The organism is Actinoplanes derwentensis (assembly GCF_900104725.1).
In the GTDB taxonomy this organism is placed as follows: Bacteria; Actinomycetota; Actinomycetes; order Mycobacteriales; family Micromonosporaceae; genus Actinoplanes; species Actinoplanes derwentensis.
This window is the reverse complement of the sequence record NZ_LT629758.1, coordinates 4,509,356-4,533,507: the sequence shown is the minus strand read 5'-3', so window position 1 is coordinate 4,533,507 and position 24,152 is coordinate 4,509,356. Positions and strand designations below refer to the sequence as shown.

Sequence of the window (24,152 nt, the reverse complement as noted above, 5' to 3'; positions counted from 1 at the left end):
CCGGGTCGATCAGAGTGCGGGCCGCGGTGTGAAGGCCAGAGCCCTCGCCGCGGACGTCTCGACGATCTTCAGCCGGTCACCGTCGGCGACGACATGATGCCCCGGATAATTCGTGGAACGCAACACCAAGGCGGCACCCTCACGAATAGTCACCGGACAGAATGTCGCGTCCTCTCGGAATAGCTGTGTGCGCTCGATCCTGGCGAGACGAATTTCGAAGTTGTAGTGACGCAGATAATACCCCGGAAAGTTTACCGACTCGAATGAGACGCAGCCGTTGCCGGCCAGACCGGAGCGAACGCGGAAGTTCGAGTCGGCCCGCTCTCGATCGCTGCTCGTCGATCCTATCCGGTCCAGACGGCCACGGTAGTCGTTGTGCCGCACTCTTTCGCCGGGCCGGTCGGTGGCTTCCAGGCCGGTCGTCGAACCGACCACCAGGGAGACCGGCGGGGTGGCGGTGGTCGTGGTGGGCTGAGGGGCTTTCGTGGTGGTACGGGTTGCTCCCGGTGTCGTCGGCTGGAGGCTCGACGACGACCGTGACGAGGCGGCACCGGTGGGGCTGAGCGTAGCGGAGAGTGAGGTCGCGGAGGGTGACGGCTGCACGCTGACCGGCACGTCAGTCGATGTCTCGGCGGCCGCCGGGGCCGGATCGAACGGAGGCACCGTCTGGGGGAAGGTGAACTCCGCGGCGACCGGCTGAGGCTTGCGCGCGGCGTCGAGGACGACCGCGACCGCGGCGGTCGCGGCACAGGCGAGGCAGAGGGCCGCGACCAGGACGAGGCGGGGCCGCATCGTCGAGGAGTTACGGACCCGGGTGAAATGATCCCGCGGGTGGGGGCGCCCGCTGAGCGCGGGTTGCGCGGTCGGCCGGATCGGCACGGTGGAGTCGCCACCGGCTGAATACGGCGGAATCCAGCCGCCTACCCGCAAGCCGTTACGGGTGTTGTCTTCCGGCATGTAATTCGCTTCCTGGGGACTGTTCACATAGGTACTTAATGGTTCGATAAGGATCTACACGTTCGGCGGTCTCCGAAGCAAGTGGAAACGCTGTACCAATAGTTTGGGAGCGTGACCAAATGAACCTTCGGGCGCTCCGGTCCGTACCACGCCCGGGAGCCCTGCCGTGCCCGGAGGAGAGCAACGTGGATAGTCCTGCCGCGCCAGATGTCAGCGTCACCGGTACCGACGCAACCGATAAAGCCGATATGCCTGATATTTCGGAATTCTGGCCGGACGCGCCCCACCGGGTGGGTCCGCAGCCCGACCACTACGAGCTGGAGGGCGCGGAAGCCACCCGGACCGAACCGGCCTGGCAGCCCAAGGTCGACAACCGGCCCACCGTTCAGATCAACACCGGCCGCCCGACCATCGAGCTGCACATGGTCGGCCGTCCGGCCACCAAGCCCCGCCGCCCGCTCGGCCGGACCATGGCCGCGGTCCTCGCCGGGCTCCTGGCCGCCGGAACGGCCGCCTGGCTGGCGAAGGGGTCGGCACCGGAGGTGCCGTCGGTGGTGGCGAACCCGTCCGCGCCGGTCCTGGTGGAACCGGAGAACCCGCCGGTCAGCATCGAGACCACCCCGCCCGCTCCGGAGGCTCCGGCCGCCGCCACCTTCGAACTGGCCGACGGCGTCACCGACCTCAACGTGCTGATCACCGGCACCGGCAGCGGCTCCTGGTTCACCGCCACCTCGCCGGACGGCAGCGCGATCCGGCCGCGGGTCGAGTTCGGCGACGGCATCGTGCGCGTCTTCGCCGACAAGATCAGCGAGGAGGGCTCGTCCCGGGTGGACGTCCTGCTCAGCCCGGAGGTCGCCTGGTCGGTGCGGATGCGCGGCGGGGTGCGCACCGGCACCTTCGACCTCACCGGCGGCCGGGTCGACCGGATCGACCTGCTCGGCGGCGCCGCGGCCATCGACATCGCGCTGCCCGAGCAGGACGCCGTCGTACCGGTCCAGATGTCCGGCGGGGTCAACGACTGGCGGATCCGGACCGCCGACCAGATCCCGGTCCGCGCCACCCTCCGTAACGGTGCCGGCACCGTGGTCCTCTACGGCGACCGCACCCAGGGTGTCGACCGGGGCCGGGTGCTGACCGCCACCGACGGCAGCGGCGGCCTGGACGTGATCGCCGACGAGGGGGTCGGCACCCTGACCGTCAGCGCCGCGTGAACCGAGGGCACAATCGCCGGTGTGACACGAGCAGCAGGCGACGCCGCACCGCCGGAGACCAGCGTCTCCCTGGACCACTTCACCGGGCTCTACCTGGCGAAGGACGACCCGTGGGACATCGCCGTCAAGTGGCACGACCGGCGCAAGTTCGCGGTCACCGTGGCCAGCCTGCCGCGCGAGCACTACCGCCGCTGTTACGAGCCTGGTGCCTCGGTCGGGACCCTGAGCCGGATGCTGGCCGAGCGCTGCGACGAGGTGCTGGCTACCGACAGTGTCGAGGAGGCGGTCCAGCTCGCCCGGGAGAACACCGCTGATCTACCGAACGTGACGGTCGAGCGGGCCGAGCTTCCGGCCGGCCTGCCCGGCGGTGACTTCGACCTGATCGTGATCGGTGACCTGCTCTACTACCTGTCCGCCGACGACCTGGCGGCCACGCTGACCGGGCTGGTGCAGCGCCTGGAGCCCGGTGGCGACCTGGTCGCGGTGCACTTCCGCGATCGGGAGAACGGCGGCACCTACGACGGCTTCAACGCGCACGCCGCGCTGGCCGCCACCCCGGGCCTGGAGCCGGTCGTGCACCACGAAGACGAGTGGTTCGTCCTGGATGTCCTACGGCGTCACCCGTAAGAGTGGTGTGCTGATAAAAGATCAAGTATGTCCGGACCGGTAGCCTTCGTCCGGATGAGAAGGCTACCCGCGCTCTGTTGTCTGGCCATGATGATCGCTCTCGGCGGCTGCTCGCCGGACGAGACACCCCCTCCGCCCGTCGTGGTGTCGCCGTCACCGTCCCCGGCGGCCGCCCGCTTCTTCGTCGAACCCGACGCTCCGGCCGTCCAGCAGGTGGCCACCTGGGAGACCGAGGGCAGGTTCTCCGACGCGACCGCGTTGCGCCGCATCGCCGAGTCGCCGACGGCCGTCTGGTTCGCCAACGCCGACCCCGGTTTCCAGGACAAGGCCCGGCAGTTGGTCGCGGCGGCCACCGCGGACGGGCGGACCGCGGTGCTGGTGCCGTACTGGGTGCCGCAACGTGACTGCGGCGGGCACTCCGGCGGCGGCGCACCGGACGCGGCCGCCTACCGGACCTGGATCACCGAGCTGGCCGCCGCCGTCCGCGGCAGTTCGGCAGTGGTGATCCTGGAACCCGACGCGATCCCGCACCTGATCGACGGCTGCGTCTCCGGCCCGGTCGCCGACGAGCGCTACCAGCTGCTGAGCGAAGCCGTCGCGGCGTTCAAACAGGAGCCGCTGGCCAAGGTCTACCTGGACGCCGGGAACCCGGGCTGGATCAAGGACGTGGGCCGGGTGGCCGAGGCGCTGGAACGCGCCGGGGTGCGGCAGGCCGACGGGTTCAGTCTCAACGTGGCCAACTTCGAGACCACCGACGACAACATCATCTACGGTACGGCGGTCTCCGACCGTCTCGGCGGACTGCCCTTCGTGATCGACACCAGCCGCAACGGCAACGGCCCGGCCCCAGTCGACGCACAGGACGCCGAAGGCCACTGGTGCAATCCGCCCGGCCGGGCACTGGGCCCGTCGCCGACCACCCAGACCGGGACGCCGCGGGTCGACGCGTTCCTCTGGATCAAGCGGCCGGGCGAGTCCGACGGGCCATGCCTGCCGGACGCGCCGCCCGCGGGTCAGTGGTGGCCCGAGTACGCGCTCGGGCTGGCCACTAACTGACTCTGACCCAGCGCGCCCGGGAGGGCACCCCCTTGTCGTCGATCAGGAAGAGCATGTACCAGCCGGAGGGGACCAGACCGGACTTCGCGGGTACGGAGACGGTCACCCCACCGGGGGCCCGCCGCACGCCCAGTTCCACCGACCGCTGATCGACGTCGGTGCCGTGGGTGACGGCGCTGGGCCGGACCAGCCGGGCCCCGGTGATCCGGGCGGCGTCCCCGGTCGCGTACTGGGCGCTGGCACCGCGGGCGATCGTGCGCGGCCCGCCGCCGATCGACGGACGGTCCCCCCGGAACAGGTACGGCGGGCTGTAGATCTCCACCCGCTGCTCGAACCTGCCCGGGTTCTTCCCGGTCACGTCGTAGATCGGATCGCTGCCCATGGAGACCACCCGGCCGTCCGGCAGCAGCAGCGCCTCCGAGTGGTAGTTGCGCCCCACCGACGGTGCCGCGGCCTTCCGGAACTGTTCGCGAGCCGGATCGTAGATGTGCGCGGTCAGCAGGTCACTGCGGTTCTTCCCCTGGTACGGCCCACCTCGGTACCCCGACGAGCCGCCGCTGGTGAACACGGTGTCGTCGGGCAGCACCACGGTGCTCAGGTACCGCGTCGGCGCCGGCAGGTCCGGTCCGGGCCGGTACCGCGGCTGCTTCTCGTCCAGGTCGGCGATCGCGGTCCGGGCGGTGGAGACGGGCGAGTCACCGACCGCGCCACCCCCCATGATCATCACTTTCTGGTCCTGGGCCGGCGGCAGCATCACCGACGCGCTGGTCTCGGTCATGTTCGCGTCCTTCAGCCCGGGGACGGTCCGGAACCGGTTCTTCGTCACGTCCCACAAGCCGGGGGTGCGCCCCTCGGTGTCCGAGCCGTACCCGGCGTTCGAACCGGAGAAGAAGAGCCTCTCGCCCTCGGTGAGGAACAGCGCCGGATACGTGGGGAAGACCCGCTTCAGCTCCGGCGCGGCCACCCACTTACGTTGTTTCACCTGGTAGCGCTCGTTGGTTCCGGGCAGCATCCGGCCGAACTCGTCCAGTCCGGAGACGGCCAGGATGTCGCCGTTCGGCATCGTGGACAACGTCGGATACCAGCGGTGCTCGGTCATGTCGGCGGTCCGGACGTAACGCTCGGCGACCGGGTCGAACTCGTACGACGTCTTGTCCCCGCCGTACTCCTGCTTCTCCCGGGTGATCTTCTCCGCGATGCCGTAGAGGTTACGGGTGTCGGCGCCGGTCAGACCCTCGACGGAATACTGGCCGGGCTCCGTCACGATCGGGGCGTCGCCCTGTTCGGCGGCGTCCACCCAGACCTCGACCTCACCGGCGTGCACCATCGTGTGGTTGCCGTGGGTCACCTTGGCGGCGGCCGGCACCGTCACGTCGGCGCGGGTCAGGTAGACCCGGCCGTTGGTGCCGAGGAAACGGGTGCCCTTCGGGAACGCCCGCGGCCCGCCGTCCGGCGACTCGTTCTTGATCTTCATGACCCCGGCGGCGAACTTGATGTTCGCCTCCAGCACCTCGTACGACTTGGTGCCGCCCGCGACCAGCAGGTTCCCGTTGGGCAGGAAGGTGTGCCCGCCGCAGAACAGGTCGGTCGGGGTGTGCACGTCCTTGAACCGGTCGGTGCGCGGATCCCACAGGATCGTCCGGAACGTGCCGGCCTCGAAGTTGTCCCGGTTGTTGCCGGAACCCGCGATGATCAGCACCTTGCCGGTCCGGAGCATGGCGGCGTGGATCGCGTTGACCTTGAACTCGCTGGGGATCCGCAGACGCGACCAATGGCCGTACTGCTGCTTGTAGGTAGGTCTGTTGATCGTGAACTCGTGGTAACGCTCAGCGGCGAAACCCACGATCGGCTTGTTGACGATCACCACGGCGGCCATCAGCGGTATCGCCACCAACAGGGTGAACACCCGGCGGGCCAGACTGGGCCGTTGTCGCGGGCTCATGTGACCATCTCGATCATCTGTGGTTCCTCTTCCTTCTCAGCTTTCGGGGGAGTGGCGCGGCCGAGCGACTGCAGCGCCCAGATCGCCGGGGGAGTCAGACACAGGGCGAGGTTCAGCGACGGCCACAGCCACATGAAGCCGTGCGCGTGACCGGTCACCGCGCCCAGCGCCAGCAGGACGGCGAAGAACAGGGCCCACCGCAGATGGGTACGGAAGGTGAGCAGCCGGTCCGGGCTGGCCGAGTCGCCCTTGGGGGTGACCACGAACCCGCCCTGCCGGCGCAGCACCGCCTGCAGGAACGAGGTCACGTAGATCGGGGCGCACAACGTGGACAACAGCATGCCGGTGAGTCCCGACGACCCGGCCCGCTCGTGCGGGCTGATGTTGTGCCGCCGGTTCCAGATGTAGAGGCCGACCTGGAACAGCGCCGCGTCCACGTAGAGCATCAGCCACACCTGCTGCGGCACCTGCACACCCTTGACGCCGAGCGCCACGTGGAAGGTGGCGGTGGCCGCGCCCAGCAGCCAGGCCAGCGCGGTCAGCGGGTAGTACGCCATCAGCAGCAGGTAGTGCAGGGTCCGGCGCGCCCCGAGGCGCGGGATCATCCGCAGGAAACCGGCGACGAACACCTCGTCGGTGCCGCGTGACCAGCGGTGCTGCTGGCTGAAATAGTCGGTCCAGGAGGACGGGCCCTCACCGACGGCGAGCACGTCCGGGGTGTAGACCGACTTCCAGCGGCGCCGGGTCGCCGGGTTGCGGGCGCTGTGCTGCGCCAGGCTGGTGGCCATGTCCTCGGTGATCGAGTCCTGCAGGCCACCGATCTGGCGCAGCGCCGCGATCCGGACCGCGTTGTTGGTGCCGACCAGCATCGGGATGCCGAGCTTGTTACCGGCTCGCTGCAGTAGCGAATGGAACAGATACTGCTGCGACTCAGCCCATCTGGTGATGACGTTGTCGTAGTTGCCGTAGATCTGCGGTCCGATCACGAACGCCACGTCCGGGTCGCGGAAGTATCCGAGGAGCCGTTCGCAGAAGTTCTCCAGCGGGACATGGTCCGGGTCGACCGAGACGAAGACGTCGTACTCGCCGCCGTGCCGATCCATCCAGGAGTTGTAGTTGCCGTGCTTGGTCTTGGCCTTGAAGGGGCCGGCCAGGGTGTTCCAGTCGGCCACCCCCCGGCGGCTGAAGTGGTGGGTTCCGGTCCGTTCGCACATCTCGCGGACCTCGGGATCGTCGCCCTCGTCGAGCAGCCAGACGTGATAGCGCCCCGGATGCCTGATCCGGGCGGCGGCTCGCAGCGTCCGTTCCACCATCTCGACCGGTTCCTTGCCGGGGACGATCGTGGTGAGGAAGGCGACGCGCAGCCGGCCGTCCGGCGGCACCGGCACCGGGTCCCGGGCACGTAACGTCGCCAGGCACAGCGTCACGACGTTCACCAGCCGGAACAGTTCGATCAGCGCGGTCGCGGCGATCATGAACACGGTCACCGCGAAGAGTACGAACTCCATCCGGCGGTCGGGCAGTTCGACCTTGTCGATGAGCCAGCCGAAGAAGGTGCTCTCGAAAGCGAACGCGAACACCGCGATCAACGTCGACCGGATGGGACTGCGCCCGGACAACGGCTTCAATCGGACTCGGTAGTCGCCTTCGGGGGCTGGTTCGGGATCGCCGGCGAGGAGACTGAAACCTGCATAATCCGGCAGACTGGATACAACACTCTTTCCGGTCACGGAGGCAAGATAGCCGGAATTAGTAAATTTCGGGCATACCGCGTACGCCGTTCGTGTCGTGTCTCAGCGTGGCCGCATGATCGCCGGCGAAAGTTCGTAGCGGTCAGTAACAAAATTCTTCGAACCGACACGCCCCGAATTCCGTTCTCTCTGTCAGGTGGGGCATGAGCGCCCCGCCGGTGATCCGACAAGGCGGTGGCGATGCTGATCCTGTCCCTTCTCATCCTGGTTCTGGCCGCCGCCTGCGTGCTCGCGGTGCGCGGGGTGCGGGCGGACGTGTCCGCTGAGTCGGAGCCGCTGACCGTTCCGGAAGCCCTGTTCGCCCCGGAGAGTCTCGAAGGCGTGCTCTGTGCTCAGCTCATGGACGGCGAGATCACCCGTAGCCAGTACATGCGGTCGATGGCCGGTATCGCCGCGCGTGACGAGGAGCGGCACCCGCTCGTGGTGCCCCGCTACGAAGGCTGACCCTCGGTAACCGGGCTCGTTCGCGTCCATGGTCCGCCCATGACGGATGTCATGGGCGGACCATGACGAAAGATCGATGGCGGCACGCCCGTCGGCGGTCAGGATCGATCCATGACGCTCACGGCTTCAAGCGAGACCACGGCCGCCGTGCGACTCGCCGGTGTGATCAAGCGATACGGCACGGTCACCGCCGTCGACTCCATCGACCTGCACATCCGCCCCGGCGAGGTGGTCGCCCTGCTCGGCCCGAACGGCGCCGGCAAGACCACCACCGTGGACATGCTGCTCGGGCTCACCCGACCGGACTCCGGAACGGTCCGGATCCACGGCCTGCCACCGCGCGAGGCGGTCGCCCAAGGCCGGATCTCCGCGGTCATGCAGACCGGCGGACTCCTCAAGGACTACACCGTCGAGGAGACCGCCCGGCTCACCGCGCTGCTCTTCGGCAAACCCCGGACGGCGGTCACCGCGGCCCTGCAACGGGCCGGGATCGCCGACATCGGGGACCGGCTCGTCGGCAAGTGCTCGGGCGGCCAGCAACAGCGGCTCCGGTTCGCGATGGCCCTGCTGCCCGATCCCGACCTGCTCATCCTCGACGAACCGACGACCGGCATGGACGTCGGCGGGCGGCGCGACTTCTGGGACGCCATCCGCGAGGACGCCGCCGGGGGCCGCACCGTCATCTTCGCCACCCACTACCTCGAAGAGGCCGACGCCTACGCTGACCGGATCGTCCTGGTGCGCCGCGGCCGGATCGTCGCCGACGGCACCGCCGCCGAGGTGAAGGCACTCGCTGCCGGGCGCACCGTCCGGGCCACCCTGCCCGGCGCCGGCCTGACCGACTGGTCCCGGATCCCCGGCGTCGAGTCGTCCGAAGTCCGCGGCGACACCGTCCACCTGCACGGGCGTGACTCCGACGCGATCGCCCGTCACCTGCTCACCCGTACCGAAGCCCGGGATCTCGAGATCACCTCCCGGAACCTGGAAGACGCCTTCCTCACCCTGACCGCGGAGGACGCAGCATGACCACCCGAGCCCTGCCCATCGGCGTGATCGGCCTGGAGATCCGCCGGTTGACCCGCAACAAACGCACCGTCATCTTCACCCTGATCATGCCCGCGGCGTTCTTCCTGCTCTTCGGATCCAGCCCGGAATACCGCACCGAGCGTGTCGGCGACGGCAACGTCACCGGATACATCCTGGTCAGCATGGCCGTCTACGGCGCGATGCTGGCGGCCACCTCCGGTGGGGCGATGGTGTCCATCGAGCGGGCCGCCGGATGGAGCAGGCAGCTGCGGCTGACCCCGCTGACCCCGGCGGCGTACATCGCCATGAAGATCATCGTCGCGATGATCGTCGGCGCGGTCGCGGTGCTCGCGGTGAACCTGGTCGGCGCGTTCTCCGGCGCCGAGATCCCGATCGGCGCCTGGCTCGCCTGTGCCCTGCTGGCCTGGTTGTGCTCGCTGGTCTTCGCCGCATTCGGCCTGTTCATGGGCTACCTGCTGCCCAGTGAGAACGTCATGCAGATCCTCGGTCCGGTGCTGGCCGTGCTCTCCTTCGCCGGCGGCCTGTTCGTCCCCGCCGACCAGCTCGGCAGCACCTTCGCCACGATCGCCAAGTTCACCCCGGTGTACGGTGTCGGCGAACTCGCCCGCTACCCCCTCACCCACGACGGTGACATCTGGCTCGCCCTGGTGAGCGTGGTCGCCTGGACCGGGTTGTTCGCCGCAGGCGCCATGTGGCGCTTCCGCCGCGACACCGCCCGCGTCTGACCACCGGTAACGTGCCTTCCATGGCTTCGCCCGCATCGTTCAGGCACGGCTGGATCTTCGCCGCGATGTGGCTGTTCTACCTCACCGGGACCGTCCGGGCCCTGCTCGACCACCCGGGCGGCGGGTGGCGCGACACCGGCCTCGTCGCGATCACCCTCTTCGTCATCGTCTACGTGCTGCTCACCGGCTCGCTACGGGAGATCCGGCAGGGCCGGGCGGCGGCGTCCCGGATCGGGCTTCCGGTCCGGCTCGGCCTGGTGATCATGCTCGGCCTGGCGCTGCTGCAGGTGCCGGCCGCTGGATCACACGCCCTGCCGTGTGCCGTCTACATCGCTGCGACCGCGATGATCGGCCTGCCCCAGCGGGAAGGCCTGGCGGTGGTCGCGACACTCGCGGTGGCGGTCGAGTCCACCGTGCGGCTGGTGCCCGGCTGGCAGGACGGCGACGGCGCCGCGCTCGCCGTCGTCCTGGCCGGCGCCGCCACCTGGGGCCTGCGGACCGCCGTCGACCGGCAGAACCGCCTCCAGGACGCCACCCGGGAGATCGCCGTCGCCGGCGAACGCACCCGGATCGCCGCCGACCTGCACGACATCCTCGGCCACTCGCTCACCGTCGTGGCCGTCAAAGCCGAACTCGCCCAGCGGCTCCTCGACGTCGACCTCGACCGGGCCCGCACCGAACTCGCCGGCCTGGAAGCCCTCGCCCGCGACGCCCTCGCCGACGTCCGCGCCACCGCCCTCGGTGTCCGCGGCGTCTCCCTGCCCGGCGAGATCGCCGCCGCCCGGGCCGCCCTGGCCGCCGCCGACGTCGCCGCCGACCTGCCCGGCAGTGCCGACGACGTGCCCACCCGCAACCGCGAACTGTTCGCCTGGACGATCCGGGAAGCCGTCACCAACATCGTCCGCCACAGCCGGGCCCGCCACGCCACCATCCACCTGACCCCGGCAAGCGTCGAGATCGTCGACGACGGCACCGCCCTCCCGCCGATCCGGCCCACGGCCGACGGTGTCGTTCCCGGGCCGGGCCTGTCCGCCTTCGACAGTGTCGTTCCCGGGCCGGCCCAGTCCGCGTCCGACGGTGTCGTCCTCGGGCAGGGCCTGTCCGGCCTTCATCGCCGGGCCGACGAGGTGGGCGCCCGGCTCACCGTCGGCCGGCGACACGGCAAACCCGGCTTCGCGGTACGCATGGAGGTCCCGTGAACCCCGAACCCTCCCGGAGCCCGCAAGTGATCAGACTGCTACTCGCCGACGACCAGGCACTCGTCCGGGGCGCGATGGCCGCCCTGCTCGACCTGGAGACCGACCTGACCGTGGTCGCCGAAGTCGGCCGCGGCGACGAAGTGGTCGAAGCAGCCCGCACCCGCGCCGCCGACGTGGCCCTGCTCGACGTGCAGATGCCCGGCCTGGACGGCATCGCCGCCGCGCGACTGCTGCGCGAGGCGGTTCCCGGATGCCGGGTGCTGATGGTCACCACGTTCGGCCGGGCCGGTTACCTCCGACAGGCGATGGCCGCCGGCGCCGGTGGTTTCGTCGTCAAGGACACTCCCGCACGGCAACTCGCCGACGCCGTCCGCCGGGTCCACCAGGGCCTGATCGTGGTCGACCCGGCCCTGGCCGCCCAGAGCCTCACCCACGGCGACTCCCCACTGACCGACCGGGAGACCGACGTGCTGCGCGCCGCCCGCACCGGCGGCACGGTCGCCGACATCGCCCACGAACTGCGCCTCTCCGACGGCACGGTCCGCAACCACCTGTCCGCGGCGATCGGCAAGACCGGAGCCCGAACCCGAGCCGAAGCGGCCCGCCTGGCCACCGACAACGGCTGGCTACTCACCTGACTGCCTGGCCGTCCTGGTGGCGACGTGAAGGATGAGACCACTTTCGGACAGTATTCCGACACGCGACTAGGGCATGATGGTCTTCACCAGCTTGCAACCGGGGCGGAGGCCAGTTCGATGAGCCGGACAGAGAATCATCCGGATGACACCGACCTGATCATCCGCGCCACCGGGCCGGCCACCGAAGGCGGGCGCCTGCCGCTGTCCGAGCTGGCCCGGCTTGCTGGAGGCTTGCAGGCTTCCCTCGAACGGATCGCGTTGAGTATCAGCGGAAACACCAACCGGCCTGGCCGCAGGCCCCGAGAGATCGTCGACGCCGTCCGGCTGGACTTCGTCGGATTCCGGCAGGGATCGGCCATCCTCCAGGTCGCCCGGACCGGGCAACTCAGTCTCGACGACCTTCTGGGTAGCTCACTGGACGCGCTCGAGGCGGGTGTCAACAGCCTTCATCGCGACCCGACGGTCCTCCCAACACATTTCACGCCTCAGGTGATCAATGGGATTCGCGACCTGACCGGTGGGATCAGTATGAGCAACGTGACACGCATCGAGTTCCGCCGGGGCGATACGGTGCTGTTCACCCTCGACGAGGCGTTGCAGAGGGCAGTGCGCTCCGTCCAGCCGGAATCGGTCCAGCAGGCGGTGACAGTTGTCGGCCGGTTACATATGGGCGACTTCTCACCAGCTGGTTTGCGGTGCCGTGTCGACACTTACGCGGGCAGCGTTCTGTGCGATTTCGACTTGGACCTTCGCGATGCTGTTCTGGACGCCATGGACCAGATGGTCATGGCCGAGGGCATGGGCGAGTTCGATCCCAACGGCACCTCGGTTCATGTCCTGCACCTTGCCCGGCTGGAAGCGCTGGACAGCGCCCGGCCACGTTCTCTGGACGATCTCGCACGTGAGCAGGGGATCCGGCCGGTCACCGTCGCCGGCGAGTTGAGTGGGCCCCCGATCGAGGATTTCGACGAGTTCCTTGCCGCAGTCCGGTCCACCAGGACGGGTGACGAGTGAAGCACGTGATCGTCGATACCGACGCGTTCTCACACCTCTGGCGGAATACGGCTCCGGCGACCGCACTGGCATCCCAACTGGTCGGCACGATTCCGGTGATCAGCTCCACGACCGTAGCCGAGGTACATTTCGGGGCGGCGAAGCGGGGATGGGGGCAACGCCGCGTCGATCAGCTCGAGGAGGCGATCCGGCGGTATGTCGTCGCTCCCTACCACCACGATCTGGCCCGGCTTTGGGGACGGTTGAAGAGTCAGGCCCAGCAGTCAGCGCATCCACTCGGTCAGAACACTGAGACCAACGACCTGTGGATCTGCGCCACAGCGATTTACCACAATGCGCCTCTGCTCACGCTCAATCGCCGGCACTTCGAGAGCTTTCCCGGTCTGGTGCTGCTCTCCTGAACCCGGGCGGGCCGCTCACGCCCGGCGGGCGCGGGGCGGCCGTCAGGGGCCGCCCTCCTCGCGGGGACCGGCACGAGGCGGGTGAGTCGGGCGGGAGTGGTGGGCGTACCCGCGCATGGGGTTGATCTTTCAGGTGGCCCGGACCGCGTCGTCCTCCTTGGCCATCGTGTCCTGGCGGGACGGTTCCTCGCGGAGGATCGCGGCGTTCAGCCACTCCTCCGGGATGGCGAAGGCGTCGACGAGCGTGCGCATGTGCGGGCGCAGTTCGCGGAGCAGGTCGTTGATGACGGCGGTGATCGCTTTGGAGCGGGCCGGGGTCAGGCGGCCGTGTTCCAGGAACCAGGCTTTGCCGGCTTCGATGGTGCTCAGGGCGTACAGGTCGCAGAGTTTGGCGAGCAGCTCGCGGGCGGCCGGGTCGGTGGTGCGATCGATTCCGGCCACGAACGCTTCCAGCGTGATCCGGTCGATGTGCGCGAGCGCGGTGGACAGCACGTGGTCCTGGACGTCGTTGAAGATGTCGAAGGGACTGTCCTTCTTGGTGGCGGCGCCCTTGCGGAGGCGGCGGATGACGCTCTCGAGGAGGTGCTTCTCGCGGTCTTCGAAGACCGCCAGGTGCCAGCCCCGGTCGGTGACCGCGACCTCCTCGTCACGGCCGGGGACCGTGCTGACCAGGCGCTGGATCAGGGAGCGGGCGGCGGTGCGCTCCAGGACCATCTCGCGGACCTGTTCGGCGACGAACGTGGCGCGGCCCCACCCGTCGAGTGATCCGAAAGCGTCGCGGTAGCCGGTGAGCAGACCTTTCGCGACCAGCTGGAGCAGGACGGTGTTGTCGCCTTCGAACGTGGTGAAGACGTCGGTGTCGGCTTTGAGGCCGGGCAGGCGGTTCTCGGCGAGGTAGCCGGCGCCGCCGCACGCTTCCCGGCACATCTGGATGGTGCTGGTGGCGTGCCAGGTCTGGACGGCTTTCAGGCCGGCGGCACGGGATTCCAGTTCGCGCTGGCGGTGTTCGTCGACCGGGCCGGTGCCGCTCTGCACTTCACCCATGGTGACGGCGAGTTCTTCTTGGGCGAAGACGTAAGCGTAAGTCCGGGCCAGCGCCGGCAGAAGTTTGCGCTGGTGCGCCAGGTAGTCGTTGAGGACCACCTCGCGGTCGTCACCGGGCCGGGTGAACTGGCGGCGGGTGTCGCCGTAACGGACCGCGATGGTGAGGGCGTTGCGGGTGGCCGCGGACGCCGCCGCACCGACGGTGACCCGGCCGCGGACCAGGGTGCCGAGCATGGTGAAGAAGCGGCGCGTGTCGTTCTCGATGCTGCTGTGGTAGGTGCCGTCCGGGGCGACCTGCCCGTACCGGTCGAGCAGCATCTCCCGGGGAACCGTCACGTGGTCGAAACTGAGCCGCCCGTTGTCGACACCGAGCAGACCCGCTTTGGGCCCGGCGTCACCGATGGTGACACCCGGCATCGGGGTGCCGTCCTCGGCACGGATCGGCACCATCCAGGCGTGCACGCCGTACCGCTTACCGCCGGTGATCAGCTGGGCGAACACGACAGCCATCCGGCCGTCCTTCGCGGCGTTGCCGATGTAATCCTTACGGGCCGCCTCATGCGGGGTGTGCAGCACGAAAGTCCCGGACGCCGGGTCGTAGGTGCAGGTGGTGCGTAACTGCTGCACGTCCGACCCGTGACCGGTCTCGGTCATCGCGAAACAGCCCATCAGATCAGCCGAGATGATGTCCCGCAGGTACCGATCGTGATGATAGGCGGTGCCCAGCGCGACCACCGCCCCGCCGAACAGGCCCCACTGCACGCCGGCCTTCACCATCAGTGACAGGTCGACCTGCCCGAGCATCTCCGCGGCGACGGTCGAGCCTCCGGGATCAGCGGAGCCGCCATAGGCCACCGGGAACGCGGCCGCCACCCCGACATCGGTCGGCAGCGACCTGATCAACCGGGTGACCCGCGCCCGGGCCTCGTCGCCACCCTCACCGGCCACACTGACGAACTCGGCGCCGAGCCCGTCCCGCACGGCCTGCCGGATGTGCGCCCAGCGCCCGTCGAGCACTGCGGTGAGAGATGCGGTGACTCCGTTGATCATGCAACCCATATTACCCGCGAGTAACCTTCAAAACCGCTTTCCGGTACGTGTAACACCTCACCGCCAACCGGCCTGCCCCGTGCCACCCACGCGAGGCCGGCGGCCCGTCCCGGCCGCACCGCGACCGCCGGGCGGGAGCGTCCCCTCACCGCGGACGCTCCCGCCCGGGGGCGTCAGCTCAGGTCTTCCTTCTTGATGTACTCGCCCTCGGCGGGCGCCTTGATGTCGGTGAAGCTCGCGCCGAAGTCGCTGAACGCCACGCCGTCGCCGGTCGCGGTGCCCAGCTTGACCGGGTAGGGCTCGCCTTTCGTGGCGACGAACATCTGGTTCTCGGCGTCGCCGCTGTCGGTCAGGGTGATGACCGGCGTGCCGGCGATCTCGGTCGCCTCGCCCTTCGCCAGCGTGCCGGTCGGCTTCAGGACCTCGTCGACGTTCGCGGCGCCGAAGATGCCGGTCAGCGACTCGTCGGTGGTCGGGACCAGCACCCACTTGCCGGCCAGCTTCTCGGTCATGGTCTTGGCCTGCGCGCCCATCCCGAGCATGGTCCAGAAGCCCTCGCTCGGCTTCATGTACTGCTGGCCGCCGACCGACAGCAGCTCGATGTCGGCGCTCTCGCCGAGCGACAGGGTGCCCTGCAGATCGGTGCCGGAGATCCTGAAGTCGAGGTTCATGGTCGTGCCGCTCTCGGTGGCACTGCCCTTCATCCGGTAGGAACCGGCCTTCTTGAGGGCGTCCTTGGCCTTCGTCAGGATCTCGTCGGCACCGAGCGCGGCCACCCCGTTGTCGGCGGCCGTGTCCACCGTCGCGGTGTTACCGGTGCCGTCACTGTCGCTGCTGCCGCATCCGGACAGCAGCATCGCGGTGGCGGCGACGGCGGCGAAGCCGACCCGGAACGCAAACTTCCTCATCAGGAACTCTCATTTCTTGCCGCACGAATGTCCCCCGCGCGGCTCGTTTCGTATCAGTTGAGCCGCGTGAACCTATCCGTGCCCGGCAACGAAACGATCAACATCGGTGCTTCCGCGCCTGAGGTTAATCCCACATCCCACCGGGTGCCGGAGAACCAGCCGGTAGGCCCGTCCGGTACCCCGATAGGCTCCTCGACGCTTCGATTTCGAGTGATGGTGGGGATGTCGGATGCGATTCAGCTTCGGGATGGCGGCACTACTGCTGGTCGCCGGATGCCAGGCACCGCCGTCTCCTGAGCCGGTGCCGTCGCCGTCACCGGCGGTGACCGCCTCGGCCAACGGGATCGAGGCGCTCGAAGCGGCGGCGATCCTGGAACGGGCCGGGCAGTCGCTACGGAAAGCGCCGTCGTTCCGATTCACCAGCAGTGCCGCCGGCCGCACGGTCGATCTGCGGATCGCCGGGAACGCCGCACGGGGCACCGTCGTGCTGGATGACGAACGCACCGAGTGGCTGGTGGTGGACGGTCAGCGATACCTGAAGGGTGACGAGCGGTTCTGGTCCGCCAGGTTCAGTGAGCGGGAGGCGGCGGCCGGCCGGGAGATCGTCGGGGACCGGTGGATGCTGGTCCCGCCGACACTCGACAGCCGGGCGATCAGTAAGGACTTCACGGTCGGCGAGCTGCTCGACACGACGTTCGCCACCGAGGGTCCGCTACGCAAGGAACCGAAGGCCGGGATGATCACGCTGACCGACGGCGGAGGCGCCGAGGTGTCGGTGGCGGCGACCGGCGAGCCCTACCCGGTCGGCTGGTCCCGCCGCGGCGAGTCCGGCACGATCACCGAGGTCGGCGTCCCCGTCCCGAACCTCACCGCGCCGGGCGAGGACGACGTCTTCGACCTGATCACACTGGTCGAGTCGGGCATGCTGACCGAACTCTGAATTCGGATCCGGCCCGTTCGCCTGGCCCGCCGAGTCGGCCGATCAGGCTGGTCGCCGTGGTCAGCCCCGCGTAGCCGGCTCCCAGAACGACTATCTCGTGCATCGCTGGTTCCCCTCGTTCCCGGGTTTCTGATGACGGGAAGGGGACGGTCACCGACCCACCGGTCGTGAAGTGCAGTGGCCCAGGTCACACAGTTCGGCTGGTCACGTGCGCGGAGTCCCAGACGTGCACAGGCCCGGTATCCATCCGGGCCTGTGCACGGCGTTTCATCGGCGGGACATGCGCAAGCGGGCGCGCCAGCGGCCCGTCAGGTCTGTAGATTTCCGAAATCGGGAACGGGCCCAGGCGCGGGCGTCGATGTGGGAGCGGGAGCGGGCCGGGCGTCGCGGGTCTCCTCCTGAACGGTGAGCTCGGTGATCGCGGCCCACGGCATCCGGTCGACCGGTTCGGCGCTGCCGGTGTCGGCGATCGCCCGGTAGGTGAGCGAGACGGCCCGCACGGCGGCGAGCAGCGCGGTCACCGGATGCAGAACCAGGCGGACACCGGCGAGGGCGAGGTCGGCGTCCGGCAGCACGGTCTTCCCCGGCGCGGCCTCACTGCGATCGATCACCAGCGGTACGCCAGGAAGCGCCGCCCGCAACCGGGCCCAATCCTCCACGGTGTCCACGCCCTCGGGAAGCACCGCGTCGGCTCCCGCCTCGGCGTAGGCGCGGCATCGCACGATCGTCTCGTCCAGCCCTAGCTCCGGGAAAGCGCAGGTCCGCGCGATCACCACCATCTCCGGCACCTGTTCGGCCAAGGCGGCGATCGTCGCGGTCGCCTGACCGATCCCGATCAGTTTCCCGAGCCGTCTCCGGCCGTCCCGGTCCTGCAGGCGGGAACCGGAGACGCCGGGCTGGTCCTGCAGGCGGGTGCCGGAGACGCTGCCTCTGTCCCGTGGGTGGGGGCCGGAGGTACTGGCCCGGTCGTTCAGTTGGAGGCCCGAGACTCCGGCGCGGGAATATGCCAGGGCGGTCCACACCGCTTGCCGTGGCTCGGCGAAGCCGGTCTCGGCGTCGGCCAGCAGCGGGACCCCGTCGAGTGCCGGGGCCAGTGTGGACGCGCGGTCGGCGATCTGGGCGTCGGGTACGGGCCGGCCCAGCAGAGTCGCCGACACGGCCGACCCGCCCAGGTGCACGGCCCGGTGACCGGCCCGCACGGCGAGCGCCGCGGTGACCGGGTCGTAGACACCGGGGACGTGGGTGACCCGGTCGGCGGCGAGGAGTGCTCGCAGTGCGGAGACATGCATGATCGGCTGTGTACCCCGAAATCGCCCGCCACGCCACTCAGCCTCGGGTGAGCGAGGAAAGACAGAGGTCCGATGGTGCCCGCTGTGCTCGGTCGCCGCTGTCAATACGGCGTTTCGCACCGCGAAATCGCGGGCTAGAGTGCAGAAAAGGCAGGTTTGGGGGTCTCAGTGCTGAAAGAGGACGAGGGTCAGTCCCGATCCATCGCCGCCGTCGAGCGCGCCATGGACGTGCTCCTCCACTTCGGCCGCACCGACCAGCCCGACCTCGGCGTCACCGAGATCGCCACCGCCCTGGGCCTGACCAAAGCGGCAGTGCACCGGATCCTCACCGCCCTGCGCAGCCGCGAGCTGATCACCGTCGACCCGGCCACCCGCCGCTACGCGCTCGGGCCCGCCGCCGTCGCCCTCGGCCGCGCCTACCTGGCCCGCACCGACGTGCGCGCGATGGCCGCCCCCGAGCTTCGGCAGCTCTCCGCCCAGGCCGGCGAGACCGCCACCCTTTCGCTGCGGCGCGGCGACGCCCGTCTCTACGTCGACCAGGTGGTGCCCGACCAGGAGCTGCGTCTCGAATTGAGCCTCGGCATCCCGTCCGCGCTGCACGCCGGGGCCTCGGCCAAAGCGTTCCTGGCGTTCCTGCCGGACTTCGAGGTGGAGACCTACCTGGAACGGCGTCCGTTACCGGCGATCACCGACCGGACCGTCACCGACCCGGCGAAACTTCGCAAGGACCTGGCCGCCATCCGTAAGCGTGGCTACGCGACATCGCTCGGCGAACGTCAGGCCGGAGCCGCGTCGGTGGCCGCGCCGATCTTCGACCACGACGGCCGGGTGGTGGCCGTGCTCAGCCTGGCCGGTCCGGCGTCGCGGTTCCGGCCCGACGCCGACACGTCCGCGAGCACCGGCCTCCGGGAGGCGGCGGGCCGGATCTCCGCCCAGCTCGGCTACCGCCGGGAGTGAGGCTCGGCTACCGACGGCAGGGCGGCACGGCGGCCGGTGGTAGGGCGGCACGGCGGCCGGTGGCATGCTGGCCGGGTGACGTTCCGCGGCTGGCCGAGTGAGGCGCTCGAGTTCTACGAGGGTCTCGCCGCCGACAATTCGAAGACCTACTGGACTGAACGTCAGGCATTCTACGAGGAGCAGGTGCGGGAGCCCGGGCGGGAACTGCTCGCCGAACTGGAGCCGGAGTTCGGGCCCGGCAAGATCTTCCGGCCGCACCGGGATGTCCGGTTCAGCCGTGACAAGAGCCCGTACAAGACGCATCTGGGGATCTGGATGGCGGCCGGGTTCTATGTTCAACTCTCCGGCGACGGACTGGCGGCCGGATGCGGTATGTACCGGATGGCCCCGGACCAACTGGACCGCTACCGCCGTACGCTGACCGATCCTCGCCTCGGCCCGTCGTTGCCGGAACTGCTCGCCGACCTGGAGAAGGCCGGCCTGGAGATCCACGGCCACGACAGCCTGAAGACGGCACCCCGCGGTTTCCCCAAAGATCATCCCCGGGTCGAGCTGCTCCGGCACAAGGGCTTGACCACCTGGCAGGAGTGGGAACCGGCCGAGTGGATGGGTACGGCCGCCGCCCGCGACCGCATCGTCACCTTCTTCCGCGCGAGCCGGCCCCTCAAAGACTGGCTCGACCACCACGTCGGCCCGCCCGCCCCCTAGTCCTGGGCCACGCCTTGCTCCCACGCGATCCCTTACACAGGGCCTAGATTCACACCATGGGTGACGTGACAGCAGCCTGGATCCGTATCGAGAACTGGCTGCGGCAACATTCGCCGGGCGGGCTGGCGGCGCTGGCGTTTCCGGCCGACGAGGCGCGGATCGCCGCCGCCGGAGTCGAACTTCCGGCCGAACTGGCCGAGTCGCTGCGGCGGCACGACGGCCTGACCAGGTGGAACAACCTGCTGCCCTGGGGTGCCCCGCTGGCGGTCGCCGAGATCGTCGAACATTACGAGATCCGGATGGAGATCGCCGAGGACGTCGACGGGTTCACCGCCCATCAGCCGGGCGCCGAACCGTGGTGGCACGAACGCTGGATCCCGTTCGCCGACGCCGGGATGGGGCTGCAGATCGTCGACGGGCGTGACGGCCGGGTCGGGTTGGCGCCGACCAGCAACCCGGCGGACTTCGCCGATGGTTGGCCGTCTCTCAGCGACTATCTTCACGCGGTCGTCGAATCCCTGGAGACCGGTACCCCGATCGGCGAATGGCACCCCTACCTGACTGTCGCCGGTGACCTGTGGTGGGATCTCGCCGACCGCACCGAACTCGACGGCCAGCCACTGCGCCCGGTCCAGCCGACACAGGCCACGGCCGGTCTCGACGGCGGGTCGCTGGTCTGAGACGGATCTCCGATCAGGCAACCTCGCGGATCCGGGCCGCCAGGCCGGCTTCCAAGCCGCCGGGCGGGCCGTTGTTCAGGAAGGCGTCGTGCAGGCGTTCCGGGAACATCGTGGTGATCCGGCCGTCGCTGTAGTCCCAGGGCTGCGCCCGATCGACCTGCACAGCCGGACTGAGCAGGACCCGGACCGGGATGACCGACTCGCTGCGGATCTCGGAGCCGAGCGTGGCGCAGGAGGCCCAGGCATATGCCGTGGCCGCCTCGGCGGCGGTGGTCACGGCCGGTTCCGTTCCGAGGACCCGCACCCCGCACACGGACCGCTGCCCGGCCGGCAGGAACTCCGACTCCGCGCCTTCGATCAGTGGTGTCACGCGCGCTTCCAGTTCCGCCGCCACCGCCGGGTCGACGGGTGGCGACGTCGCGGGGGTGAACCAGTACCACAGGCCGCCGCCGACGACCGCTGCGATCACCAGTGTGACCAGCGCGGACCTCCAGTGCCGTGTGATCGTCCCCGTCATGCCCACATCGTCGCCGACCGGCGCAAGGCCTCGATGTCCCGGTCCAGGTCCGACACGATCCGGCCGACCTCCCCCACGTCGAACGCCGGTGGCGTCTGCCCCGCCTGATCCGGCTGACTGCCGTGATCGCGGGCCTGGATCAGCTGGATCGCCTCCACCCGTAACCGGCTGAACAACTCAGCACACTCGTCACCGTCGAGCACGACAGGTCGCAGATCGAGCCGGGCCGGGGACTCGGCAGTCCCGGTCGTGGTGAGCCGCATCAACCCGGTTCCGGTCGCGCCAGGGGTGGTCGGGTCGGCGATCAGGTAGGTCACGTCGGTCCAGCGGATCTCGGTGCCCTCGGGTGTGGTGGTGGCCGGGGTCACCACGGCACCCGGTGCCGCCCCGCCCAGCAGTGCGCCCGGGTTCAGGCGGGCGCCGAGGTCGAAGCCGAAGAAGCCGTCGTACATGACCACCCAGCGGTTCCGGAAGTGTGTCAGCCGGCCGTCGAGTACCCCGCCCTGGCGCCAGAACCTTTCACCGGCGCGTAGCAGCGTGTGACCGCTGACGGCCATGACCTCGGCTGTCCATCCGCCGATCGTCACCGTGCCGAGCAGGGCTCCGTTGCCGGCTGTCCGCACGTCGACCTGGTAGACGCCGGTGCGGAGTTCCGCGGCGGAGGGGAACGATCCGGTCCAGTGGACGGCGGCGGCACCGGTGAGATCCGCTGTCGCCGCCCGCAGCAGTTCGGCCGCGACCGCTCCGGGATCCCCGGCCTCGGGCTCAGTGGTGTCCCCGGTGCAGGCCGCACCGGTGATCAGCAGGGCGAACGCGGTGATTCCGGTGGACAGCACCTGTCGGCGCGGCAGAAGGTACTGATGCGATCGGTGGCTCATGATGGCTGCACCCTAATGGTCAGGGGGCCAGGCGGGACAGGACCAAGTCGTGGACGGCGGTCAGCAGGTCGGCGTCTCGCGTCGAGTGGGCGGTCACCGTGATCGCGGCGCGGTGGGCCGGGGCGATCACCGCGAACTGGCCGTAAGCGCCGTCCATCCGGTAAGTGTCGTCGCGGCCGATCCAGACGCCGAAGCCGTAGCCGTACGAGAGGTGGCCGCGGTAACCGGTGGCTACCGGATCGGCGACCATCCCGCGTACGAAATCGGCGGGAATGATCTGACGACCCTCCCACTCGCCGTCCTGGAGCAGCAGGCGGGCGAAACGCGCCAGCTCGGATGTCGTCAGGAACAGGCTGCTCTCCGCGAACGGGAAACCCAGCGGGCAGCAGTGCCAGGCGGGATTGTGCAGGTCGAGCGGCTGGAAGAGGCGAGGCAGGAGGTAATCGCGGAGGTTCGCGCCGGTTGCCCGGGCGATCACCCGGCCTACCGCATAAGGGCCGGTGCCGGTGTACGCGTAACGCGTCCCAGGCGCGGCTACCAGCGGCGCGGCGACGATGTCGTGCAGCAGGTCGGCCGCGTCGATGCGTTCGTGCGCGTGCCAGCGCAGGCCGGAACCGCTGGTCATCAGGGTCAGATGACGCAACGTCACGTCTTCGAAGCCGTCGGCGGCCAGTGGGCGCAGTTCGGGCAGGTGGTCGAGCAGGCGGTCGTCGAGGGTGAGGCGGCCCTCGGCTTCGGCCAGTCCCAGGGCGACCGCGGTGAAGGTCTTCGCCACCGAGTACAGGTTGACCCGGTCGTCGGAGCGGAAACGGTGCTCGATCGGCGGCTTGCCCTCCTGGTGGACGTGAATGCCGTACGCCCCCAGGTCCTGTTCTTGATCGGCCCGGACGAAGTCGGCCAGAAGATCGTCAGTCACCGCACATCTATAGCCGATGCCGCCGCTACTGGTAATGACAGGGCCTTCTTCCGGGACTGCCGGGGTTCCTAAGCTGGGACCCGAGCGGTACGACAAGCAAGGAGATGAGCAGTGCGCGCGGTTTTCATGCACGGCGAGAAGGACATCCGAGTCGAGGAGACGCCCGACCCGGTTCTGGCGACGGGTCCGGAGGCCAGTGGGCGCGACGCGATCGTCCGGGTGGTCGCCTCCTGCGTCTGTGGCTCCGACCTGTGGGGTTATCGCGGGGTCCGGCAGGCCGACGGTGCCCGGCCGATGGGGCACGAGTTCGTCGGTGTCGTCGAGGCGATCGGTGACGCGGTCGCCACGGTCAAGGTGGGCGATTTTGTGATCGCCCCGTTCTACGTCTGCTGCAACACCTGTCTGAACTGTCGAAACGGCTTCAGCACGTCCTGTCTGAACGGCGGCTGGTGGGGCGGCGAGGTCAAGGGTGAGGGCCGGGCCGACGCCGGGCAGAGCGAGCGGGTGCGGGTGCCGCTCGCCGACGGCACGCTGGTCGTCGTCCCGGGCGGGGAGCCCGATCCGGCGCTGATCCCGGGCCTGCTCACGCTGTCCGACGTGATGTGCACCGGCCATCACGCGGCCCTGTCGGCCGGGGTGACAGCGGGTTCCACGGTCGCGGTCGTCGGTGACGGTGCGGTCGGGCTGTCGGCGGTGATCGCCGCCAAGCGTCTCGGCGCGGCCCGGATCGTCGCCATGTCCCGCCACGAGTCCCGGCAGAAGCTGGCCGTCGAGTTCGGCGCCACCGACGTCGTGCCGGAGCGCGGCGAGGAGGGCATCGCGAAGCTGAAGGAGATGTTCGACGGCATCGGCCCGGACATCGTGCTGGAGTGTGTCGGCACGAAGGAGTCGATGGATCAGGCGTTGCGGTCGGCCCGGCCGGGTGGGCAGGTCGGGTTCGTCGGTGTCCCGGCGGGCGGTCCGGAGTTGCCGGTCGGTCAGATGTTCAGCAGCAACGTCGGGGTGCGCGGTGGTGTCGCCCCGGTCCGTGGCTACATCGAGGAGCTGCTTCCGGAGGTTCTCGATGGGCGGATCCAGCCGGGCAAGGTTTTCGACCTCGAGCTGCCTTTGTCGGGGGCGGCGGAGGCTTATGCCGCTATGGACGAGCGGCGGGCCGTCAAGGTGCTGCTTCGGCCTTGAGTGTGGGGCGGTTTTGGGCGGGGCAGTGCCCACTCCGGGCGGTCAGGCTTGATCCCTCCGTGGGCACTGCCCCG

At 69.4% G+C, this 24,152-nt stretch carries 24 protein-coding genes; 15 read left to right on the top strand and 9 right to left on the bottom strand.

All coding sequences use genetic code 11. From position 1 onward, the window contains the following. Positions 1-9: 9 nt before the first annotated feature. Entirely contained in the window at positions 10-957 is a 948-nt protein-coding gene (locus BLU81_RS20055; protein WP_157751695.1) for an AbfB domain-containing protein, read from the bottom strand. Positions 958-1,205: 248 nt separating this feature from the next. Between BLU81_RS20055 and BLU81_RS20050 the strand changes: the two genes are divergently transcribed. Genes BLU81_RS20050 through BLU81_RS20040 form a run of 3 tightly spaced genes read left to right on the top strand, consistent with a single transcriptional unit; the run spans position 1,206 to position 3,851 of the window. Next, positions 1,206-2,168, top strand: a complete 963-nt coding sequence (locus BLU81_RS20050) for a hypothetical protein (RefSeq protein WP_157751694.1) — start codon at positions 1,206-1,208, stop codon at positions 2,166-2,168. Between the two features lie 21 nt (positions 2,169-2,189). Further along, a complete protein-coding gene (locus tag BLU81_RS20045) occupies positions 2,190-2,795 on the top strand; it encodes a class I SAM-dependent methyltransferase (protein ID WP_092546082.1) in 606 nt (201 codons plus the stop codon). Positions 2,796-2,849: 54 nt separating this feature from the next. Further along, positions 2,850-3,851, top strand: coding sequence for a glycoside hydrolase family 6 protein (locus BLU81_RS20040; RefSeq protein ID WP_092557350.1), 1,002 nt, complete (start codon positions 2,850-2,852; stop codon positions 3,849-3,851). Here the strand turns inward: BLU81_RS20040 and glxA are convergent. Both glxA and BLU81_RS20030 read right to left on the bottom strand, forming a co-directional pair. Then, positions 3,844-5,793: a radical copper oxidase GlxA gene (glxA, locus tag BLU81_RS20035; RefSeq protein WP_092546081.1), complete on the bottom strand. Its 1,950-nt coding sequence runs from the start codon at positions 5,791-5,793 to the stop codon at positions 3,844-3,846. The genes BLU81_RS20040 and glxA overlap by 8 nt on opposite strands. After that, complete coding sequence (locus BLU81_RS20030) at positions 5,790-7,373, bottom strand: glycosyltransferase family 2 protein (RefSeq protein ID WP_231954662.1); 1,584 nt, start codon at positions 7,371-7,373, stop codon at positions 5,790-5,792. Before BLU81_RS20030 ends, glxA begins: the two co-directional genes overlap by 4 nt. Before the next feature lie 351 nt (positions 7,374-7,724). Between BLU81_RS20030 and BLU81_RS20025 the strand changes: the two genes are divergently transcribed. The 7 genes from BLU81_RS20025 to BLU81_RS19995 all read left to right on the top strand — a co-directional run bounded on the left by BLU81_RS20025 (position 7,725) and on the right by BLU81_RS19995 (position 13,012). Then, positions 7,725-7,988: a hypothetical protein gene (locus BLU81_RS20025; RefSeq protein WP_092546080.1), complete on the top strand. Its 264-nt coding sequence runs from the start codon at positions 7,725-7,727 to the stop codon at positions 7,986-7,988. A gap of 111 nt (positions 7,989-8,099) precedes the next feature. Then, positions 8,100-9,014 (top strand): ABC transporter ATP-binding protein, encoded by a 915-nt coding sequence (locus tag BLU81_RS20020; RefSeq protein WP_092546079.1) that lies wholly within the window; start codon positions 8,100-8,102, stop codon positions 9,012-9,014. Next, positions 9,011-9,760, top strand: a complete 750-nt coding sequence (locus BLU81_RS20015) for an ABC transporter permease (protein ID WP_092546078.1) — start codon at positions 9,011-9,013, stop codon at positions 9,758-9,760. Before BLU81_RS20020 ends, BLU81_RS20015 begins: the two co-directional genes overlap by 4 nt. A gap of 20 nt (positions 9,761-9,780) precedes the next feature. Beyond that, entirely contained in the window at positions 9,781-10,959 is a 1,179-nt protein-coding gene (locus BLU81_RS20010) for a sensor histidine kinase (RefSeq protein WP_092546077.1), read from the top strand. A 26-nt stretch (positions 10,960-10,985) separates the two neighbouring features. Further along, entirely contained in the window at positions 10,986-11,597 is a 612-nt protein-coding gene (locus BLU81_RS20005) for a response regulator transcription factor (protein ID WP_092546076.1), read from the top strand. 24 nt (positions 11,598-11,621) lie between these two features. Then, a complete protein-coding gene (locus tag BLU81_RS20000; protein ID WP_157751693.1) occupies positions 11,622-12,611 on the top strand; it encodes a hypothetical protein in 990 nt (329 codons plus the stop codon). A gap of 5 nt (positions 12,612-12,616) precedes the next feature. Beyond that, complete coding sequence (locus BLU81_RS19995) at positions 12,617-13,012, top strand: type II toxin-antitoxin system VapC family toxin (RefSeq protein WP_231954661.1); 396 nt, start codon at positions 12,617-12,619, stop codon at positions 13,010-13,012. A 129-nt stretch (positions 13,013-13,141) separates the two neighbouring features. Here the strand turns inward: BLU81_RS19995 and BLU81_RS19990 are convergent, their stop codons facing one another. Together BLU81_RS19990 and BLU81_RS19985 are read right to left on the bottom strand one after the other, a co-directional pair. Then, positions 13,142-15,106, bottom strand: a complete 1,965-nt coding sequence (locus BLU81_RS19990; RefSeq protein WP_092546073.1) for an acyl-CoA dehydrogenase family protein — start codon at positions 15,104-15,106, stop codon at positions 13,142-13,144. Between the two features lie 173 nt (positions 15,107-15,279). Continuing rightward, positions 15,280-16,014: a hypothetical protein gene (locus tag BLU81_RS19985; RefSeq protein WP_092546072.1), complete on the bottom strand. Its 735-nt coding sequence runs from the start codon at positions 16,012-16,014 to the stop codon at positions 15,280-15,282. A gap of 229 nt (positions 16,015-16,243) precedes the next feature. Here BLU81_RS19985 and BLU81_RS19980 point away from each other — a divergent pair, with 229 nt between their 5' ends. Continuing rightward, a complete protein-coding gene (locus tag BLU81_RS19980; protein ID WP_092546071.1) occupies positions 16,244-16,954 on the top strand; it encodes a hypothetical protein in 711 nt (236 codons plus the stop codon). A 308-nt stretch (positions 16,955-17,262) separates the two neighbouring features. Here BLU81_RS19980 and BLU81_RS19975 read toward each other — a convergent pair whose 3' ends face one another. After that, complete coding sequence (locus tag BLU81_RS19975) at positions 17,263-18,243, bottom strand: isocitrate lyase/PEP mutase family protein (protein ID WP_092546070.1); 981 nt, start codon at positions 18,241-18,243, stop codon at positions 17,263-17,265. A 168-nt stretch (positions 18,244-18,411) separates the two neighbouring features. Here BLU81_RS19975 and BLU81_RS19970 point away from each other — a divergent pair, with 168 nt between their 5' ends. The 3 genes from BLU81_RS19970 (at position 18,412) to BLU81_RS19960 (ending at position 20,588) form a co-directional block, all read left to right on the top strand. Further along, positions 18,412-19,200: an IclR family transcriptional regulator gene (locus BLU81_RS19970; protein WP_231954660.1), complete on the top strand. Its 789-nt coding sequence runs from the start codon at positions 18,412-18,414 to the stop codon at positions 19,198-19,200. Positions 19,201-19,275: 75 nt separating this feature from the next. Next, positions 19,276-19,908, top strand: coding sequence for a DUF2461 domain-containing protein (locus BLU81_RS19965; protein WP_092546069.1), 633 nt, complete (start codon positions 19,276-19,278; stop codon positions 19,906-19,908). Between the two features lie 56 nt (positions 19,909-19,964). Further along, positions 19,965-20,588 (top strand): SMI1/KNR4 family protein, encoded by a 624-nt coding sequence (locus BLU81_RS19960; RefSeq protein ID WP_092546068.1) that lies wholly within the window; start codon positions 19,965-19,967, stop codon positions 20,586-20,588. Between the two features lie 13 nt (positions 20,589-20,601). Here the strand turns inward: BLU81_RS19960 and BLU81_RS19955 are convergent, their stop codons facing one another. Genes BLU81_RS19955 through BLU81_RS19945 form a run of 3 tightly spaced genes read right to left on the bottom strand, consistent with a single transcriptional unit; the run spans position 20,602 to position 22,899 of the window. Continuing rightward, positions 20,602-21,105 (bottom strand): hypothetical protein, encoded by a 504-nt coding sequence (locus BLU81_RS19955; protein ID WP_157751692.1) that lies wholly within the window; start codon positions 21,103-21,105, stop codon positions 20,602-20,604. Next, a complete protein-coding gene (locus tag BLU81_RS19950) occupies positions 21,102-21,983 on the bottom strand; it encodes a hypothetical protein (protein WP_157751691.1) in 882 nt (293 codons plus the stop codon). Before BLU81_RS19950 ends, BLU81_RS19955 begins: the two co-directional genes overlap by 4 nt. A gap of 19 nt (positions 21,984-22,002) precedes the next feature. Next, complete coding sequence (locus BLU81_RS19945; protein WP_092546065.1) at positions 22,003-22,899, bottom strand: serine hydrolase domain-containing protein; 897 nt, start codon at positions 22,897-22,899, stop codon at positions 22,003-22,005. Positions 22,900-23,010: 111 nt separating this feature from the next. Between BLU81_RS19945 and BLU81_RS19940 the strand changes: the two genes are divergently transcribed. Further along, complete coding sequence (locus BLU81_RS19940) at positions 23,011-24,078, top strand: zinc-dependent alcohol dehydrogenase family protein (RefSeq protein ID WP_092546064.1); 1,068 nt, start codon at positions 23,011-23,013, stop codon at positions 24,076-24,078. Positions 24,079-24,152: the final 74 nt, after the last annotated feature.